18 protein-coding genes are annotated in these 18,860 nt (G+C 30.5%); 9 read left to right on the forward strand and 9 right to left on the reverse strand.

Annotation, left to right across the window (positions count from 1 at the left end):
- Positions 1-13: 13 nt before the first annotated feature.
- From VCM48_RS07230 to surE, 4 genes are read right to left on the reverse strand one after another with little or no spacing between them, the layout of a single operon-like run.
- Positions 14-568, reverse strand: a complete 555-nt coding sequence (locus VCM48_RS07230) for a C40 family peptidase (RefSeq protein WP_482272140.1) — start codon at positions 566-568, stop codon at positions 14-16.
- A 7-nt stretch (positions 569-575) separates the two neighbouring features.
- Complete coding sequence (lpxB, locus tag VCM48_RS07235) at positions 576-1,688, reverse strand: lipid-A-disaccharide synthase (RefSeq protein WP_482272141.1); 1,113 nt, start codon at positions 1,686-1,688, stop codon at positions 576-578.
- A 9-nt stretch (positions 1,689-1,697) separates the two neighbouring features.
- Positions 1,698-1,985, reverse strand: a complete 288-nt coding sequence (locus VCM48_RS07240; protein WP_482272142.1) for a hypothetical protein — start codon at positions 1,983-1,985, stop codon at positions 1,698-1,700.
- Positions 1,973-2,743, reverse strand: a complete 771-nt coding sequence (gene surE, locus VCM48_RS07245; RefSeq protein ID WP_115901697.1) for a 5'/3'-nucleotidase SurE — start codon at positions 2,741-2,743, stop codon at positions 1,973-1,975. Before surE ends, VCM48_RS07240 begins: the two co-directional genes overlap by 13 nt.
- 115 nt (positions 2,744-2,858) lie before the next feature.
- On the opposite strand from surE, the gene VCM48_RS07250 reads away from it, so the two are divergent.
- From VCM48_RS07250 to VCM48_RS07260, 3 genes are all read left to right on the forward strand, one after another.
- The gene (locus VCM48_RS07250) at positions 2,859-3,374 is read left to right on the forward strand and encodes a hypothetical protein (RefSeq protein ID WP_482272143.1); all 516 of its coding nucleotides are present in this window, start codon (positions 2,859-2,861) and stop codon (positions 3,372-3,374) included.
- Between the two features lie 75 nt (positions 3,375-3,449).
- The gene (locus VCM48_RS07255; RefSeq protein WP_482272144.1) at positions 3,450-5,570 is read left to right on the forward strand and encodes a carboxy terminal-processing peptidase; all 2,121 of its coding nucleotides are present in this window, start codon (positions 3,450-3,452) and stop codon (positions 5,568-5,570) included.
- A gap of 42 nt (positions 5,571-5,612) precedes the next feature.
- Entirely contained in the window at positions 5,613-6,227 is a 615-nt protein-coding gene (locus tag VCM48_RS07260) for an HD domain-containing protein (RefSeq protein WP_482272145.1), read from the forward strand.
- Here the strand turns inward: VCM48_RS07260 and VCM48_RS07265 are convergent.
- Positions 6,222-7,016, reverse strand: a complete 795-nt coding sequence (locus tag VCM48_RS07265; RefSeq protein WP_482272146.1) for a DUF2797 domain-containing protein — start codon at positions 7,014-7,016, stop codon at positions 6,222-6,224. The two genes, VCM48_RS07260 and VCM48_RS07265, sit on opposite strands and share 6 nt — an antisense overlap.
- 66 nt (positions 7,017-7,082) lie before the next feature.
- On the opposite strand from VCM48_RS07265, the gene VCM48_RS07270 reads away from it, so the two are divergent.
- Entirely contained in the window at positions 7,083-8,591 is a 1,509-nt protein-coding gene (locus tag VCM48_RS07270) for a GH3 auxin-responsive promoter family protein (protein ID WP_482272147.1), read from the forward strand.
- Between the two features lie 5 nt (positions 8,592-8,596).
- Here the strand turns inward: VCM48_RS07270 and VCM48_RS07275 are convergent, their stop codons facing one another.
- The 4 genes from VCM48_RS07275 to VCM48_RS07290 are packed head-to-tail and all read right to left on the reverse strand — an operon-like array spanning position 8,597 to position 12,291.
- Positions 8,597-9,058: an SAM-dependent methyltransferase gene (locus VCM48_RS07275; RefSeq protein WP_482272148.1), complete on the reverse strand. Its 462-nt coding sequence runs from the start codon at positions 9,056-9,058 to the stop codon at positions 8,597-8,599.
- Between the two features lie 36 nt (positions 9,059-9,094).
- Positions 9,095-10,348, reverse strand: a complete 1,254-nt coding sequence (locus VCM48_RS07280) for a tetratricopeptide repeat protein (protein WP_482272149.1) — start codon at positions 10,346-10,348, stop codon at positions 9,095-9,097.
- Positions 10,349-10,399: 51 nt separating this feature from the next.
- Positions 10,400-11,926 carry a M56 family metallopeptidase gene (locus VCM48_RS07285; RefSeq protein ID WP_482272150.1) on the reverse strand — a complete coding sequence of 509 codons (1,527 nt, stop codon included), beginning with the start codon at positions 11,924-11,926 and terminating at the stop codon, positions 10,400-10,402.
- Entirely contained in the window at positions 11,923-12,291 is a 369-nt protein-coding gene (locus VCM48_RS07290) for a BlaI/MecI/CopY family transcriptional regulator (RefSeq protein ID WP_430730706.1), read from the reverse strand. Before VCM48_RS07290 ends, VCM48_RS07285 begins: the two co-directional genes overlap by 4 nt.
- 120 nt (positions 12,292-12,411) lie before the next feature.
- On the opposite strand from VCM48_RS07290, the gene VCM48_RS07295 reads away from it, so the two are divergent.
- From VCM48_RS07295 to VCM48_RS07315, 5 genes are all read left to right on the forward strand, one after another.
- A complete protein-coding gene (locus tag VCM48_RS07295; RefSeq protein WP_099215456.1) occupies positions 12,412-12,912 on the forward strand; it encodes a DUF456 domain-containing protein in 501 nt (166 codons plus the stop codon).
- Between the two features lie 420 nt (positions 12,913-13,332).
- Positions 13,333-15,030, forward strand: coding sequence for a lysine--tRNA ligase (lysS, locus tag VCM48_RS07300; RefSeq protein WP_482272151.1), 1,698 nt, complete (start codon positions 13,333-13,335; stop codon positions 15,028-15,030).
- Between the two features lie 386 nt (positions 15,031-15,416).
- Positions 15,417-16,079: a 3,4-dihydroxy-2-butanone-4-phosphate synthase gene (ribB, locus tag VCM48_RS07305; protein ID WP_482272152.1), complete on the forward strand. Its 663-nt coding sequence runs from the start codon at positions 15,417-15,419 to the stop codon at positions 16,077-16,079.
- Positions 16,080-16,682, forward strand: a complete 603-nt coding sequence (locus VCM48_RS07310; protein WP_274639692.1) for a Crp/Fnr family transcriptional regulator — start codon at positions 16,080-16,082, stop codon at positions 16,680-16,682.
- 148 nt (positions 16,683-16,830) lie between these two features.
- Positions 16,831-18,858: a ComEC/Rec2 family competence protein gene (locus tag VCM48_RS07315; protein WP_482272153.1), complete on the forward strand. Its 2,028-nt coding sequence runs from the start codon at positions 16,831-16,833 to the stop codon at positions 18,856-18,858.
- Positions 18,859-18,860 lie beyond the last annotated feature (2 nt).

An 18,860-nucleotide genomic window follows, 5' to 3' on the forward strand; every position in this document is an offset into this window, starting at 1 on the left:
GGCTTAACGATTATTACAGCACCCTCTTCGCTTTAATAAAAGCGCGTTTCCAGTAATTTTCATGAAGTGAGGTTACAATCACCCCTCGTGAAGTGGTTGAGTGAATAAAACGGATATCTCCATTATCTACAGAAGTTACTAACCCAACATGATTTACTCTCCCCCTTTTTCTTGAAGTTTTAAAAAATAGTAAATCTCCTCTTTGAACCTCTCGTAATGAAATGTTTTCTCCTTGTACGTACATTTGGTGCGATGTTCTTGCTATGGGTACATTTCGTTGTTTAAACGATGTGAAAATTAATCCAGAACAATCCATTCCTCTTTTAGTCATTCCTCCAAAACGATATGGCACTCCTTTATAAGTTACTGCCGTCCATACAATTTTATCTGCAACGGTTACATCCTCTTTTTTTGTTAATGTTTCACTGGTTTTAGTATCTGTAACTTCTACTTTTTTAGGGTTAACTGTTGAAGCTCTTTTTTGATAAGTCGTGTTAACATTTTTTGATGATCCACAAGAAATCATTAAAAATGATACCATACATATAAAGAAGACTTTTTTTATCATGCTATTTTTACTTTTTTAATCCAGCAACAATCAACTTTGCTGTTTTTGCAGAGGCTCCTTTTCCTCCTAATTTTTGTTCCAAATCAAAGTATGACAAAAACAATTGCTGACGATGCTCTGGTTCTAAAATACGTGTTAATTCGTATTGCAAATTTTCTTTGGTAAAATCATTTTGTATCAATTCTTTTACCACTTCTCTATCCATTATTAAATTAACTAACGATATGTATTTTAATGTTATTATTCGTTTGGCTATTTGATATGAAATGTTGCTTCCTTTATAGCACACTACTTGAGGCACTTTAAACAAAGCTGTTTCTAAAGTTGCTGTTCCTGACGCTACCAAAGCTGCATGTGAAATACTTAATAAATCATAAGTTTTATTATTAATGAATTTCACATTTGTGTCTCCAATTATTTCTTTATAAAACTCGTACGATTGACTTGGTGCTCCAGCCACTACAAACTGATATTGTGGAAAATTCTTTACCAACGAAAGCATTACTGATAACATTTTTGTTATTTCTTGCTTTCTACTTCCTGGTAACAATGCTATAACCTCTTTATGTCCCAAATTATGTTCTTTCCTGAACTTTTCTATAGAAACTTGTTCCCTTCCTGCAATTCCATCAATTAAAGGATGCCCTACAAAACGAACATCATAACCATGCTTATTATAAAACTCTTTTTCAAACGGAAGAATTACAAACATTTGGTCAATATCTCGTTTAATATCTTTAACTCTACCAGCTCTACTTGCCCAAACTTGAGGTGAAATATAATAATTAGTTCTAAAACCTTGCTTTTTTGCCCATTTAGCAATACGAAGATTAAAACCTGAGTTATCAATAAAAATAATTACATCAGGATTGAATTGAGCAATGTCTTTTTTACAAAAAGAAATCATTCCTAAAATCTTACGTAAGTTCATCAACACCTCAACAAACCCCATAAAAGCACGCTCTTTATAATGCTTAACAAGAGTACCTCCAACTTCTTGCATTAGGTCTCCTCCCCAAAAACGAATATCAGCTTTTGGGTCTTCCTTAAACAAGGCCTTCATTAAATTGGCTCCGTGTAAATCACCCGAAGCTTCACCTACAAGAATGTAATATTTCATGTATTAAAATTAGAAAAACTTTAAAAATGCTGTTAATAAAGCTACAGCAATTGTAGTTATTAACACTCCTCTTGCTCTATAATCTTGTTTCTTTTTTAGAAACCCCCAAAAAACAAATAAATTAGGTATCGCTGCTAAAGCTATTACAGATCCCAATACTCCTCCTTCTTTTATTGTAGTAATAGTTTCAGAAATACTAAGTTCTGAGATATACTCTAAATAAATAAAAAATCCACAAGTTGTTGCCAACAATGAGACTATAATTCCAATCAATATCTCTTTTTTTATATGTCCCATGTGTGTAATTTTTGAATTGCGTGATGTGCTGTCATATCAAATTGAACAGGTACTACAGATATAAAACCATTTTCTAATGCCCAAATATCAGTATCTTGTCCTTTATCTCTATTAATAAACTCTCCAGAGAGCCAATAATACTCTTTCCCAAAAGGACTTTTACGTTTATCAAACGTTTCTTTCCAGTAACCATTCGCTTGTCTACATATACGAACTCCTTTAATTTCGTCTTCTTTTAACTTTGGAATGTTTACGTTTAAAATTACACCGTCTGGTAATCCATTTAATAAAACATTTAACGCTATTTTTTCGATAAACTTACGTGCTGCTCTAAAATCGGCATGCCAATCGAAATCTAATAAAGAAAAACCTATTGCAGGAATCCCTTCAATACCAGCCTCAACAGCAGCGCTCATAGTTCCTGAATAAATTACATTAATTGATGAGTTTGCTCCATGATTAATTCCTGAAACACATAAATCTGGTGTACGATTTAAAATTTCATTTTTTGCCATTTTAACGCAATCAGCAGGAGTACCCGAACAACTGTACTCTATTTGTGGACCTTCATCAATAGTAATTGGGTTACAGTGTAACACGTTATTCACAGTAATAGCATGCCCCATTCCACTTTGCGGACTATCAGGTGCAACTACAACTACATCTCCAATTTTATTCATAATTTCAATTAACATACGAATACCAGGAGCAGTAATTCCGTCATCATTCGTAACTAAAATCAAAGGTCTATCTTGCATAGTAAGTAAGTTTTACAACAAATGTAACATAAAAAAAGGATTCTATTTTTAACATTTTGTAAAGACAGATTGGTTCATTTTATGTGTAAAATTGTGGTAATCAAACTCAAGCGTTATGGTACGGATTATTGTTTATGTTACAATTTTTGTTATTTCTTCTTTTTTTTCAATTATTTCTGCTCAAAATCCCCCCACAAAACCTTGCAGTGAAATAAACTATACCCAGTTTGATTTTTGGATCGGAAATTGGAATGTTTATAATACACAAGGAAAATTAATTGGTCATAACAACATTATAAAAACGCCTAATGCTTGTGCTATTCAAGAAAATTGGAGTTCTAAAACATCAAAAAGTCAAGGAACCAGTTACAACTATTATAACAAAGCAGATAATACTTGGAACCAAGTTTGGATTGATAACACTGGTTTTTCACTAGTTTTAAAAGGTTATTTTAAAGATAATGCTATGACTTTAAAAAGTGATCTTGTAAAAAATGAAAAAGGCAATTATTACAATCAAATTACTTGGACAAAGAACAAAGATGGTTCTGTAACTCAAGTTTGGAATTTTCTTAATGAAGACCTTAAAAAGACTAAAGAAGTTTTTAGAGGCATTTATAAAAAGCAATAAATCTAAAAAATTGGCATTATTTTAGTAGCTTAGCAACACAACGACTCAACACAAATTAAAAAGACAGAAGGTTTTATGAAGACGAAGTTTATTATACCATTTTTAGCAATCACCCTTTTATTTTCTAACTCTGTTAGTTCGAATACGCTTCCAAATAACGATCCTGAAAAAGACCGTGTTATTGTTTATGTTTTAAAAAATATTTTAAGTAGATACCATTACGTTCAAAAAAAGTTAAATGACGATTTTTCTGAACATGTGTATACTACATTTATTGATGGTTTAGATCCTAGTAAGCGTTATTTTACTCAAGAAGATTTAAAAGAGTTTTCTCAATACAAGTATCAAATAGACAATCAACTAAGAGAATCGAATATTGATTTTTACAAATTAGTATATAAACGTTTTTTAGAAAAGATGGAGTCAGGTAAAAAGACCTATCGTTCTTTATTAAAGCAACCTTTTAACTATAAGAAAAAGGAGGTTATTGATATTGATTACGACAAAGTTCCGTATGCTAAAAACGAAACTGAGTTAATTGATTATTGGAGGAAGCAATTAAAATTATCGATTTTAAGCAATATTGAAGACGCTGAAAATCAACAAAACGAGAAGACTAAAAAAGATAAGAGCTTTAAAAAGAAAAGTTTTAAAGTTTTAGAGGCTGAAGCACGAAAAAAAGTCTTAAAAAATATGGACGACTTATACATGCGTATAGGTGAACTTGAAAACTCTGACTGGTATTCTACGTTTTTAAATAGCGTAGTAAGCGGTTTTGATCCGCATACAACTTATATGTCTCCTCGAATTAAAACACGTTTCGACCAAGAGATGTCTGGTAAATTAGAAGGTATTGGAGCTCGTTTACAGAAAAAAGGTATTTACACTCATATTGTTGAATTAATTTCTGGAGGACCTGCATGGAAACAAGGTGAGTTAGAGGCTGACGATATTATTTTAAAAGTTGCTCAAGGAGATGAAGAGCCTTTAGATATTGTTGGAATGCGTTTGGATGATGCTATAAAGTTTATCAAAGGAAAAAAAGGAACAGAAGTTCGTTTAACTGTAAAGAAAAAAATTGACGGTTCTATTAAAGTTATTCCAATTATTAGAGATGTAGTTGAGCTTGAAGAAACTTTTGTAAAGTCAAGTATAGTTGAAAAAAATGGTAAAAAATATGGAGTCATTAACCTTCCTAGGTTTTATATAGATTTTAATGACTTAAGCCGTAGAGATGCAGCAAAAGACATGGAAAAAGAAATTGAACGTTTAAAAGAGGAAAATGTTCGAGGTTTAATTGTTGATTTACGTGATAACGGAGGTGGTTCTTTAAAAACAGCTATTGAAATTGGTGGTTTATTTATCAACAAAGGACCAATTGTTCAAGTTAAATATCGTGGTGAAGATCCTTTAGTAAAGGTTGACACTGATCCAAAAATTCAATGGGAAGGACCATTAGTAGTAATGGTAAATGAATTTTCTGCCTCTGCTTCTGAAATTTTTGCTGCAGCAATGCAAGATTATAAACGAGGTGTTATTATTGGTGGTAAGCAAACTTACGGTAAAGGAACTGTACAAAATGTGTTACCTATAAACCGTTTTTATGAGCAATATCCTAATGATTTAGGAGCTTTAAAAATGACCATTCAAAAATTCTATAGAATCAATGGTGGTTCTACTCAAATTGAAGGAGTTTATTCTGATATTTCTTTACCTACCAGATATAGTTATATGGATTTTGGAGAACGTGATTTAGATGGTGCTTTACCTTGGGATAAGGTACAACAAGCTAAATATACCACTACCAACTCATATAGTAATTTTGCCGATGTTGTTTACAATAGTAAGCAACGTGTAATGAACAACGAAAAGTTTAATAAAATAAATGACTATGCTAAGTGGTTAAAGAAAAACCAAGACGAAAGAGTCTATTCTTTAAACTATGATGCTTTTAAAAAGGAAAGCGAGGCTAAAACTAAAGAAGGAGAACAATTTAAAGATATTTTTAAATTTGATTCACACTTAACATTTGTTTCTCCTAAGTACGAGTTAAACCTATTTAAAAAGGATACTGTTTTAGAAGAAAAACGTGTTGCATGGCATAAAAATCTTCAGAAAGATATTTACATAAATGAAGCGCTAAACGTACTAAGCGAATTAAAAATGAACAACAACCATGTTGCTGTAAAACATTAAAAAAAGGGTTCAAATGAACCCTTTTTCTTTTTTACTCATTTTATGCTAAAAAATACTTTTTTAAACCTGTTAGCTACTTACTCAAACGATAACAACCTTAACATCCTGTTATGGCAAGAAGTTGTTGAGAGTTATTCTGATAAAAAGAGATACTACCATACATTGGAACATCTTGAGAGTTTACTTTTTCAACTTACTCCAATAAAAACTGAAGTAAACCATTGGAACACAATTTTATTCACGTTGTTTTATCATGATATTATCTACAACTCTTTAAAAAGTAATAATGAAGAAAAAAGCGCTGAATTAGCTATTAAAAGAATGAAACAACTTTCAGTACCAAACGAAATTATAGAAAATTGTTATTCTCAAATATTAGCTACTAAATCTCATAAAACCTCTGAAGATTCAGATACTAACTTTTTTACTGATGCTGATTTATCTATTTTAGGGCAAGACTGGGAAGTATATACTCAGTATTATAAAAATGTACGAAAAGAATACGCCATTTATCCTAGTGGGATTTATAACTCAGGGAGAAAAAAAGCATTACAGCATTTTTTAACGATGGAAAATATATTTAAAACAGAATATTTTTATCTAAAGTTTGAAGAAACTGCTCGTATAAATATTCAAAGAGAAATTGAGCTGTTATAAAAACTCAATTTTAACTACTAATCCTTCATTAGAACGAACATTAAACACTGTTTCATCCTCAAATATTAAGTATTGTCCTTTAATACCTACCAGTTTACCAGTGTATGTTTCTTCCTTTTCTAAATTTAAACTTTTAGGTTTTTTAGGAAACTTTTCAACTGGAAACTGAATATTCGTTTCAGTATTATTAGCTATGTAGTATTCTTTAGCTTCATCAGGTATAAACTCTTGTAACTTTTCTCTCCATTCTACTAAGTTTTCATCCTTAATATCATTCTTTAGCATGGTTCTCCAATTTGTCTTATCAGCAACATGCTCTTTTAAGGCGACTTCGGTAATTCCTGCTAAATAACGATTCGGCACCTCAACAATTTCAATGGCTTCATGTGCCCCTTGATCTATCCAACGAGTTGGTACTTGTTGTTTTCTTGTTACTCCCACTTTTACGTTACTTGAATTTGCTAAATACACAATATGTGGTTGCAACTGTACCTTTTTTTCGTACTCCAAATCTCTATCCTCTTCTCCTAAATGCGCTTTACTTAATTCAGGACGCATTATCCAATCACCAGCTGTTGGAGTTTCAAAAAAGCATTTTTTACAAAAACCTTGACGGTAGATTTTTTTTTCTAAATGGCAGTTTAAACACTCGTAAGTAACAAAACTTAAGGTTAGCTCCTTATTCAATAACTGATTCATATTCAAAAAATCACCTCTCATATCTAAATAGTATTGAACTGTACTTAAATTTTCAGTAGGCATTTTTTTTAAAACTCCTTGGTATTGCATGTCTTAAATTTTGTTACATTTAGCTTCACAAAATTACAGTAAAAAAATTGAATTAAGAGTTAATCTATGACGTTTCCATTTATAAATTCCATCATTTCTTGGTTCTTAAAAAAGCGTAAACATCAAGTAGAATTGTTTTTAAAATATCCTATTGATGTTCAGAATGAGCTATTACTAAAGCTTGTAAGCGCTGCTAAGAATACCGAATTTGGAAAACAACAAGATTTCTCTTCAATTAAAAGTTATGCTGACTTTGCTAACAATGTTCCTATTCAACGTTATGAAAGTATTGAACCACTTATTGAACGTTGTCGAAAAGGAGAACAAAATTTATTTTGGCCTACGCCTATACGTTGGTTTGCAAAATCAAGTGGTACTACTAATGCAAAAAGCAAATTTATTCCTGTAAGTGATGAAGCTATTGAATATTGTCATTTTAAAGCAGGAAAAGACATGTTATGTTTATATATAAACAATAACGAAAACGCAAAGCTTTTTACTGGTAAGGGACTACGTTTAGGTGGAAGTTCAGCAGTATATGAAGACAACAACACTTATTTTGGTGATTTATCTGCAATCATTATTGAAAATATGCCTTTTTGGGCAGACTTTAGCTCAGCTCCAAGGCAAGAAACTGCTTTAATGAGTGAGTGGGAAACAAAAATGGAAGCTATTATTAATGAAACTATTCATGAAAATATTACAAGCTTAGTTGGTGTTCCTTCTTGGATGTTAGTTTTATTAAATAGAGTACTTGAAAAAACAGGAAAGGATAATATTTTAGAGGTTTGGCCTAACCTAGAGGTTTATTTTCACGGAGGAATAAACTTCAATCCATACAGAGAACAGTATAAGAAACTCATTCCAAGAAACGATTTTAAATATTATGAAACCTATAATGCATCGGAAGGTTTTTTTGCTATTCAAGACCGAAATGATTCTGATGAAATGCTATTAATGCTAGACTACGGAATTTTTTATGAGTTTATTCCAATGAGTGAATACAATGGAGAAAACTCTAAAGCTATTCCTCTTTCTGATGTAAAAAAAGATGTTAATTACGCCATTATTATTACCACAAATGGTGGTTTATGGCGTTACTTGATAGGAGATACTGTTAAGTTTACCTCAACTGATCCCTATCGCATAAAAATTACTGGACGTACTAAGCATCATATTAATGTTTTTGGCGAAGAGTTAATTATTGAAAATGCCGAAGATGCTTTAAAAGTAGCGAGTGATAAAACTAACTGTGAAATTAAAGAGTATACCGTTGGTCCTATTTTTATGAATGGTAAAGAGAATGGTGCACATGAGTGGATTATTGAGTTTAAAAAAGCTCCTGAAAACCTTACCTTTTTTACTGAAGAGTTAGATAATGCTTTAAAAAATTGTAATTCTGACTATGAAGCTAAACGTTATAATAATATGACTTTAGCAATGCCTAAGATACATCAAGCCCGTAAAGGTTTGTTTTATGATTGGATGAAGGAAAAAGGAAAATTAGGTGGACAACATAAAATTCCTCGTTTATCAAATAGTCGTGATTTTGTTGAGGAACTTTTGAAATTATAAACGTACTACTCTGTTTTAATTTTAATAGGCAATTGATATTTTGTTACTACTGGAATCCCTCTTTTAATAGCAGGACTTATTCTTGGGAGTTTTTCTATTGCTAACTTTACAATACTATCTAATTCTGGTAATTGATTGGTAACAATATCAGATGTAGTTAATTCAACTAAAACAAACTCCCCTTCCTTATTAATCAGAATATCAATTAAAATTTCTTCATCTAAGTTGTTTTTAGTAACAAAATTATATTGTTTTAAATCCGTTGTTATTCTTTTATGAATTTCTTTTCTAAAACAATTTTCATCAAGTAAATCTTTACACCTATTAAAAGAGGGATATACATCTACTTTTGTAAAATCTACAATCGTATCTAAAGCTTGCGCACTATTCTTTTTTGGGTATGAAAAGAAGTCGCAAGAAGAACATAGCAAGGCACAAATTAAAAAAGCCACATAGCGAAAACTCATCTTGTTGATTTTAAGATGAATATACAAAATTAAATACTATTGTAAAATCTCTCCTTGTAAGAAATAGTACTTTTTAATTTCTTTTAACCTTTCTTTAGCGTGCTTAGTTAATACAGAATCTTTTCTTTCAAAACGGTTTACATAATTTTTATAATGTTTGTAAGCTATTCGTTTATCCTTGTAATAGTCTTCACTAGTTTTTGCTAGTTGGTACAATGCTTTATAATTTTTCCTATTCTCTTCAAAAGATTTTTTATATGATTTAAGTTCTTCTTTAGGGTTTCCTAATTCTTTATAAACTCTTGCTAATTGATAATATTCAACATCTCTGGGTTCTTTACCAGCAAAAGTTGCCACCATATAATCTAACTGAGCTTTGTAAAATTTTTTCTTTTCAAAATTAATATCACCTAGATAGGTATAGGCTTTAAAATCTGATTTATCTATTCTTATGGCTTTATTAAAATACTTTTTTGCCTCTTCGTATTTCTTTAGATTAAAATAACTACGCCCTAGCATTTTTTGCGTGTAATGTTCGTTGGGTTCTATAGTATCTATCCTTTTTAAAAATTGAATAGCCTCAGTAAACTTTTCTTCTCTATATAAACTATTAATTTTTAGCTTATTTAAATTAATATGGTTAGGGTTTACTACCAAGCCTCTATTTATAAATATGTTTGCTGAATCTTTATCGTGTAATAAAGTATAAGCTAATGCTAAGTGGTGAATAGATTTAATGTGGGTTGTATCATTTTTATACGCCTCTAAAAAACTGTTTATTTTTAGATTTCGCTTTTTCAACATTCCATAAGCAATTCCCAATCGGTAATGATAATTTGCATTCGTGCTATCTTGCTTAATAATATTTTTAAAAGTATCAATCGCTTTTGCTGGTTGCTTGGTTTGTGCATACAATTTTCCTAACTGATACTTTATAAGTAAGTTTTCAGCATCTTTACTTATAATACCTTCATAAACATCAATAGCTTTTTGTAGCTTTTTCTCTTTTTTATACGCTTTTGCCAACCTTATTTTTACTGAATAATCATCTTTTAACTCCAATGCCTTTTCATAATATAAAGAGGCTTTTTTATAATTATCAATTGAAGCGTAAATAGATGCTACTTTTGAAGTTGATTGAAAAGTAGTATCTAACTCATGCAACTTTGTTAATGCTGTTTGGTAACGTCCTATATTTACTAAACTATCAATAGTTTTAAAAGTCGAAACTTGTGCCTCGACTTTTAGAAATGCTATTACAAAAACAATAAGTAAAATTTTATTTCTCACGTTTCTATTTTTGGTGTTGTTCATTGGTTATTTGTGACCAATATAATTAATTTATTCTACGTTAAATCTGATTGGTAATACAAACCCAGTCGCCACAATCTTTCCATCTTTTTCTCCTGGCTTCATTTGAGGCAACTTCTGTGCCAATTCTTCTGCATGCTGTTTTAATGTAGGGTGCGGTGCTCTTGCCATTATGTCTGTCACATTACCTTTTTTATCTATTTTAAATTTAATATAAAGTCTTTTTTTACCTGAATCTAAACCTAATTCATTAGCTATAGATGGATTAAAATTCTCTTTTACAAATTTCTGTAAACTTCTATTAAAACAAACTTTATCTCCTTCAACACACCCAGGAAAAGTTGGTGCTTTATCTAGCATGGAAAAAGGAATGCTTTCTGAGTCTTGGTAATTAGTTTTTTCTTTATTTTCATTTTTCCCAACAAAGTCAAAAGCAACCATTTTTCTACCATTTTCAGCTTCAAAAACTCTAATGTTTAATTGAGGCATTCCTTCTTTATTAAACCCATTTAATAAAGCTAAATATTCTCCTTTCTCTTCTTCTGTCAATTCATCTATAGAGTATTCTTTAGTATTTGGAAGTTCTTTCCCTAAAAATAAATCAAGATATTTACTTTGGTAACCAGTAGAAGGCTTTTTTACAATTTTACCACCCTCACTTTTATATACTGTTACAGGCTGTTTTTCAACCTTATTCATTTTAACTTCTTCACTTGAGCAAGCTGTATACAAAATCATACTCCCTAAGAGAGGTATTAGTAATAAATACTTTAATTGTTTAACTTTTTTTGATTGTGTTTTCGTAATCATAATAATTCGTTTTTTGATTAATGAATGTTTGTAAAATTGATTAATGAATGAAATATGCTCGACCTGAAAAATATCAGCGAGTAAATGGTTTATATAATTTTCTTTTTTATCTGATTTGCTGGCTACAGCATCTGAAATATATTCATGAACCAGAGAAATGCGGTTTTGATACACATATACCATCGGATTAAACCACATAACTATTTTCAAAAACTCAAAAAACAACAGGTCTAATGTGTGTTTCTGTTTGCTATGTACCAACTCGTGCTGAATAATTTTCTCTCTTTTCGAAGAAGGAATTTCGTTTCCTAAAAAAATATAATTGAAGAATGAAAACGCCTTAGTTTCTTTTGGCAATAAAACCAACTTATAAGTTTCTTTTCTAGCAACACCATATTGTAAAACTAATCGAATAATACGTTCTAATTTTACTAAAAACACTACAAAAAATAATAAACATCCAATCCAAAATAGTACATCTAAATAATTAACAGATTGATACCAAGCAGCTTTTTCGATTACTTTTTGAGGTGATAACACTACCTCTGGTAATAAAGTGTAATATTCTTGAGGAACAGCTTTTTGAACTGTCGGAATTTTAAATAAAGGCAACATAAAAGAAAGTAATGCAGTGCTTAACAAGTACCATCTATTTTTATTGAAAAAAGTTTCTTTACTTAAAAAGAAATCATACACCGCTACAAAAAGTACTTGAAATAATATAACTTGGATAATATAGTTTATCATGACTTCTTATTTTTATTCACCTCTTTTAAAATACTTTCTAGCTCTTGAATGTCCATTTTGTTTTCTTTCATAAAAAATGACACCATACTTTTAAATGAACCTCCAAAATAACCATTCATTAACTTGTGTAAACTCTCATTGCTATACTCTGACTTTTCCACTAACGGATAATACACATACCCCCTACCTTTTGGCTCATGCCCTACAAACTCTTTCGTCTCCAAAATTCTTATAATAGTTGAAACTGTATTATATGCTGGTTTGGGTTCAGGTAATTCTGTTATTACTTCTTTTACTGAAGCTTTATTTAACCTCCATAACACCTGCATTATCTGCTCTTCTGCCTTCGTTAATTGTTTACTCATTATATATTTTTATGAAATGTTCTGAAACAAATATAACTAAAAAATTAGTTTAAACTAATTTTTTAGTTAACAAATGTGTAACAAAGCTTTCATATCTTCGTCTTATCTATAAAAAAGTTAATGGATATATTTTTAGTTATACTCGGTTTTGTATTTGCTTGTTTAGGAATTATTGGCTCATTTTTACCAGTATTACCAGGTCCTATTACTAGCTGGGTAGGTTTGTTATTATTACATTTAACAAAAGCAGTTCCTCAAAATTGGACATTTTTAGGAATCACTTTAGCTATTGCTGTCATTATATTTTTTCTTGATTACTTTATCCCAGCAATGGGAACTAAACGATTTGGAGGTACGAAATATGGAGTATACGGTACCACTATAGGTTTAATTATTGGATTACTCTCTCCTATTCCTTTCGGAATTTTAATTGGTGCTTTCGTAGGTGCTTTGGTTGGTGAGTTAATTTATGATAGTAAAGATACTAACAGAGCTATCAAAGCATCGTTTGGTGCATTCTTAGGCTTTTTAGCTTCTGCTACAATTAAATTTTCAATATCTATGGTATTCTTAGTACTGTTTTTTGTTAAGTTCTGGGAGTATAAAGCCGCTTTTTTTTAAGAAAAAGTTTTTTTTACATTTTAATTCTAACTAATAACTCTAAGATTTCTCTCTTCGGTCGAAATGACGATTAATTATTTAGCCCCGATTGAAGCATTTGTTTGAGCTCCTCGTAGAGAGCGAGTGCGGAAAGCGGGAAATAGCTTCATAATAAACGTAAATAAAAAGCAAAAAAAAAGCAACCCATCTAAGGGAAGCTTTCCATTGGTTAACAAAACCATGATACTATTTAAAGTATCTAACAACACAACTAAATGCTGTCCTTTTAAAATTAGACAGCCTGCAAATATACATCCTTTTTTAAAACCTACAAATAAAAATTACTTTTTTTATAAAATCTATATCATACTACCGTTGTCTAATTTTGTAATAGATTGTATCTTTGCACCTTTAAACAAAAATTACTTAAAAATTAAGTCAATGCAATTATCAGAACAAGAAGTTGTACGTAGAGAAAAACTATCAAAATTACGTGAATTGGGTATCAATCCATATCCAGCAGATTTATTTCCATTAGATACGAATTCCAAACAGATTAAACAGGAGTTTAAGGAAGGTAAGAAGGTAGTTATTGCTGGTAGATTAATGTCTCGTCGTATTCAAGGAAAAGCTTCTTTTGCTGAATTGCAAGATAGTGAAGGACGCATTCAAGTATACTTTAACAGAGATGAAATTTGTACAGGTGAAGACAAAGCTTTGTACAACGAAGTATACAAGAAATTATTAGATATCGGTGATTTTGTAGGTATTGAAGGGGAGTTATTTAAAACTCAAGTTGGAGAGATCACTGTAATGGTAAAAGATTTTAAATTATTAAGTAAATCTTTAAAACCACTACCATTGCCTAAAGTAGATTCGGAAGGAAATACTTTTGATGGTTTTACTGATCCTGAAATGCGTTACCGTCAGCGTTATGCTGATTTAGTGGTAAATCCGCAAGTAAAGGACGTGTTTGTAAAACGTACAAAATTATTCAACGCCATGCGTCAGTTTTTTAACGATGCGGGATATTTTGAAGTAGAAACACCTATTCTACAACCAATTCCTGGTGGTGCAGCAGCAAGACCATTTATTACACATCATAATGCATTAGACATTCCATTATACATGCGTATTGCGAATGAGTTATACTTAAAGCGTTTGATTGTTGGTGGTTTTGACGGTGTATATGAGTTTTCTAAAAACTTCCGTAATGAAGGAATGGACAGAACACATAATCCAGAATTTACCGCAATGGAAATTTATGTAGCTTACAAAGACTACAACTGGATGATGGAATTCACTGAAAAATTATTAGAGCACTGTGCTTTAGCTGTAAACGGAACTACTGAAGCTACTTTTGGAGAGCATAAAGTTGACTTTAAAGCTCCATATGCACGTGTTACTATGGCAGATTCTATCAAACACTTTACTGGTTTTGATATCAACGGAAAATCGGAAGATGAAATCCGTAAAGCTGCTCAAGACATGGGAATTGAAGTAGATGAAACAATGGGTAAAGGAAAGTTAATCGATGAGATTTTTGGTGAGAAATGTGAAGGAAACTACATTCAACCAACATTCATTACTGATTATCCAAAAGAAATGTCTCCTTTATGTAAAGAGCACCGTGATAATCCTGAATTAACTGAACGTTTTGAGTTAATGGTATGTGGTAAAGAAATTGCCAATGCATATTCTGAGTTAAACGACCCAATCGACCAACGTGAGCGTTTTGAAGCTCAGTTAAAGTTAGCTGCTCGTGGTGATGATGAAGCAGGAGAGTTTATCGATCAAGATTTCTTACGTGCGTTAGAATATGGTATGCCTCCTACTTCTGGATTAGGAATTGGAATGGATCGTTTAATTATGTATTTAACGAACAATCCATCAATTCAAGAAGTATTATTCTTTCCACAGATGAAACCTGAAAAGAAAGCTCCTACAGTTGAACTAAACGACGATGAAAAAGCTGTATTAGCTTTATTAGAAAAAGCTGAAAAAATAGGTTTAAATGAGTTAAAAACTCAAAGTGGTTTGTCTAATAAAAAGTGGGACAAAACTATTAAAGGACTAACTAAAAACAGTCTTGCTAAAGTTGAAAAAACAGAGGAAGGTTTATTTGTTGAAGTTGTATAAAGTATTTCAAAAAGCTATATAAAATTAAAAAGCAATCTCGTTTGAGATTGCTTTTTTGTTTGGTTTTTATGCTATTATAAATAACTTAAAAAACATTAATAGATACTGTTGTAGCAACTCCAACTTGTATTTTACAACTCATTTAATGCAAAAAAGTTTAACTGTTATGAATAGACTTTAAGTGAAATAAAGGGTTAGGAGGTTCTGTCCAAATTAGCTAATCAATGATATAAACAAAAGAAACAGAAGTTGAATTTTAAAACCAAGTCTGAATTAATGCACAGCTGAAATTACAGCTATCTAATAGATTAATTTATTGACTTAGGTCAAATAGTTTCGTTTAAAAGAAGATTAGTTTTGTTGCCATATAAAAATTAAAAAACAATATGGTAATCGCAGATTTAGATAAACTAAAGATATTTGGTAACAATAGCCAAGAGCGCCTTGAAAGAGCATTAAAAAATCTTCAGAATGGTAATGGAATTATATTAGTTGATGATGAAGATAGGGAAAATGAAGGTGATTTGATATTCTCTGCTCACAATATGACTATTAATCAAATGGCCTTGATGATCAGAAAATGTAGTGGCATAGTTTGTTTATGCATGACAAACGAAAAAGCTGATTTTCTTAACCTTCCATATATGATAAAAGAAAATACTAGTAACTTTCAAACACCTTTCACTATTTCAATTGAAGCAAAAGAAGGTGTTACTACTGGAGTTTCTGCTAAAGACAGATTGAAAACTATCCAAGTAGCTTGTAGTGAAAATACTAAAAGTAGTGATTTAGCTAAGCCTGGGCATATCTTTCCTTTAAGAGCGAATAATAATGGTGTACTAACAAGAAAAGGTCATACCGAAGGAAGTGTAGATTTAATGAAGCTAGCTGGTTTAAAACCTGAAGCTGTTTTATGTGAATTAATGAATGATGACGGAACGATGGCAAAAAATGATTCTATTTTGCACTTTGCAAAAGAGCATAATTTAATTGTACTATCAATTCAAGATATTATTCTATACCGTAAATTTGTAAGAGATTATAAATAGATGACTAATCATAAAGAACTTGCCAAGTTTATAAAAAGAAATATCAATATTGATAATGAAGATTTAAAAATCGTATTATCATATTTTAAAACAATTAAAAAAAACAAAAATCAAATTTTACTTCCAAGTGGAAAAAATAGTCAGGTTAGTTATTTTGTTATAAAAGGTTGTTTAAGGTTATTCTATATAGATGAAGAAGGGAAGGATATTACACGTTATATCGCATTTGAAAATCAATTTGCAACAGAGTTAGTTAGTTTTATAACAAATCAACCTGCTCAAGAATCTATTCAAGTCATTGAAAACAGTGAACTTTTATATATCACTCACAAGGACTTTAGATATCTCATGAAAATCATTCCAAAATGGAGAGATTTTTATAATATTTATTTAGAAAAAGCATATGTAAACAACTCTAAAAGATTAATTTCATTTACTACGCTAAATGCATCAGAGCGATATAAACAATTATTTAAAGTTAACCCAAATATTGTAAAACGCTTACCAAATAAGATTGTAGCATCTTATATTAATATATCACAGGAAACTTTAAGTAGAATCAAATCTAAATTCTTATCTCCATCACCAAATAAAACAAGTTAAAAAACAATATAAACCTATTATAAAAAGCACCAAAACTAACAAAATGTATCTTTAATTTCTAATTTAGTTCCGGGTTCCATCAACTAATCACAAACAAAAGATAACTGTTTTTTTCAAGTTCACTATTTTTTCATAACTTTAAAAGGCTATGAAAAAATTGTCAGAATACCCTCCTTTTCACTTTTTGGTGTGCCTTGTTATTGGCATAACATTCCAATTTCTCACACAAATTTGGCAGTATAGTTTTATATACTTGGCTTATTCTTTAATCGGTTTTTTAATTATTCTTTATTTTTTAAAAAGAACTCAGGTACGAAAAACATTTAGTATAGCCACACCGCTATTCTTTGTTTTTATCGGAATTAGTACCGCGTATATTCACAATCCGAGAAATTACGCGAATTATTATGAACATCAATTAACTAAGAATTCTACTTACATACTTGATGTACAAAAAGTATTAAAACCCGGGAATTATTATACAAAATATGTAACTAAAGTCTCTCAGGTTGATTCTACCAAAACCAGTGGATATATTCTTCTGAACATTCAAAAGGACAGTTTATCACCTGTATTAAAGGTAGGTAATCGTATTTGTATTAAAACTCCTTTTAAAGTGCTGATTCCACCTTTAAATCCGCATCAATTTGACTACAAACAGTATTTAGCCAAACAGTATATTTATCATCAAGTGTTTTTAAGCAAACATGAGTTTAAACAACTTAACAATGCTAGTTTTTCTTTAATCACTTTATCGGCTAATATTCGAGAAAGCGTACAAACCTCTTTAAAAAAATATCACTTTACCAATGATGAGTTCGCCGTAATAAATGCTTTATTACTAGGTCAACGACAAGAAATTTCAAAAGACTTGTTAGAAAGCTACACAAATGCTGGTGCTATTCATATTCTTGCCATTTCTGGGCTGCATATTGGTATTTTACTACTACTTTTTTCCTATTTACTTAAACCCATAGAAAAGCTTCCTAACGGAATACTCGTAAAAACCATCTGTATTGTATTACTCTTATGGTGTTTTGCCTTTATCGCTGGTTTATCAGCCTCAGTAGTTCGTGCAGTAACGATGTTTACTTTTGTTGCTATTGGACAATCATTCAAGCGGAAAAAGATTATTGAATATTCATTAGTCAGTTCGATGTTCTTCTTACTCTTAATAAAACCGATGTTTTTATTCGATGTTGGATTTCAATTAAGTTATTTAGCTGTTTTTGGTATTGTTTGGGTTCAACCATTACTCTACAATCTATGGAAACCTAAGTTTTGGTTACTAAATAAAGGTTGGAGTTTATTTACCGTTTCAATTGCTGCACAAGCAGGTATATTACCAATAAGTTTGTATTATTTTCATCAATTTCCAGGTTTATTTATTTTATCTAACTTAATCATCATTCCTTTTTTAGGCGTAATTTTACTCTTCGGAATTGTAATTATTTTATTAGCTACACTGAGCATACTACCTCAATTTATGGCTGATGGTTACGGATTTATAATCTCAATAATGAATTATTTTGTTGATTGGATTTCTCACCAAGAAGGTTTTTTATTGAAAGAACTCTCAATGTCTTTTGAAGCAATGCTAGCTTGGTATGTTTTTATTATTTTCTTGTATCTGGCTTGGATTCAAAAAACTTATAAACGTGTATTTTTACTTTTGGCTTCTACTCTCCTACTTCAGGGAATTTATTTTTATGAAAAGTTTCAAATTAACAGAAAAAGTGAATTTATTGTATTTCATAAAAGTAGACATTCTATTATAGGAAAAAGAAATGGTAACGAAATAAACATTTTTAGCTCTTTGAATGATTCTGTTCTTCGTCATCAAAAGCTACTACAATCTTATAGAGTTAATGAAGAGGTTTATTCTAAAAATACTGATTCAATTTTAAATATAACCTCCTATATGGACAAACATGTTTTGATTGTAGATAGTCTAAGTGTTTATCAAATAAAAGAACTTGAAAACCCAATAGTTATTCTGAAAGACAGCCCTAAAATTAATTTAGATAGACTTATTACTACCTTAAAACCTCAACAAATTATTGCTGATGGTAGTAATTATAAATCATATATTACTAGATGGAGAGAAACTTGCTATAAACAAAAAACACCATTTTGGTATACTGGTCAAAATGGTGCTTATATTTTTAAAGAATAGAT

Source organism: Tenacibaculum sp. DPLXC6 (assembly GCF_056815515.1).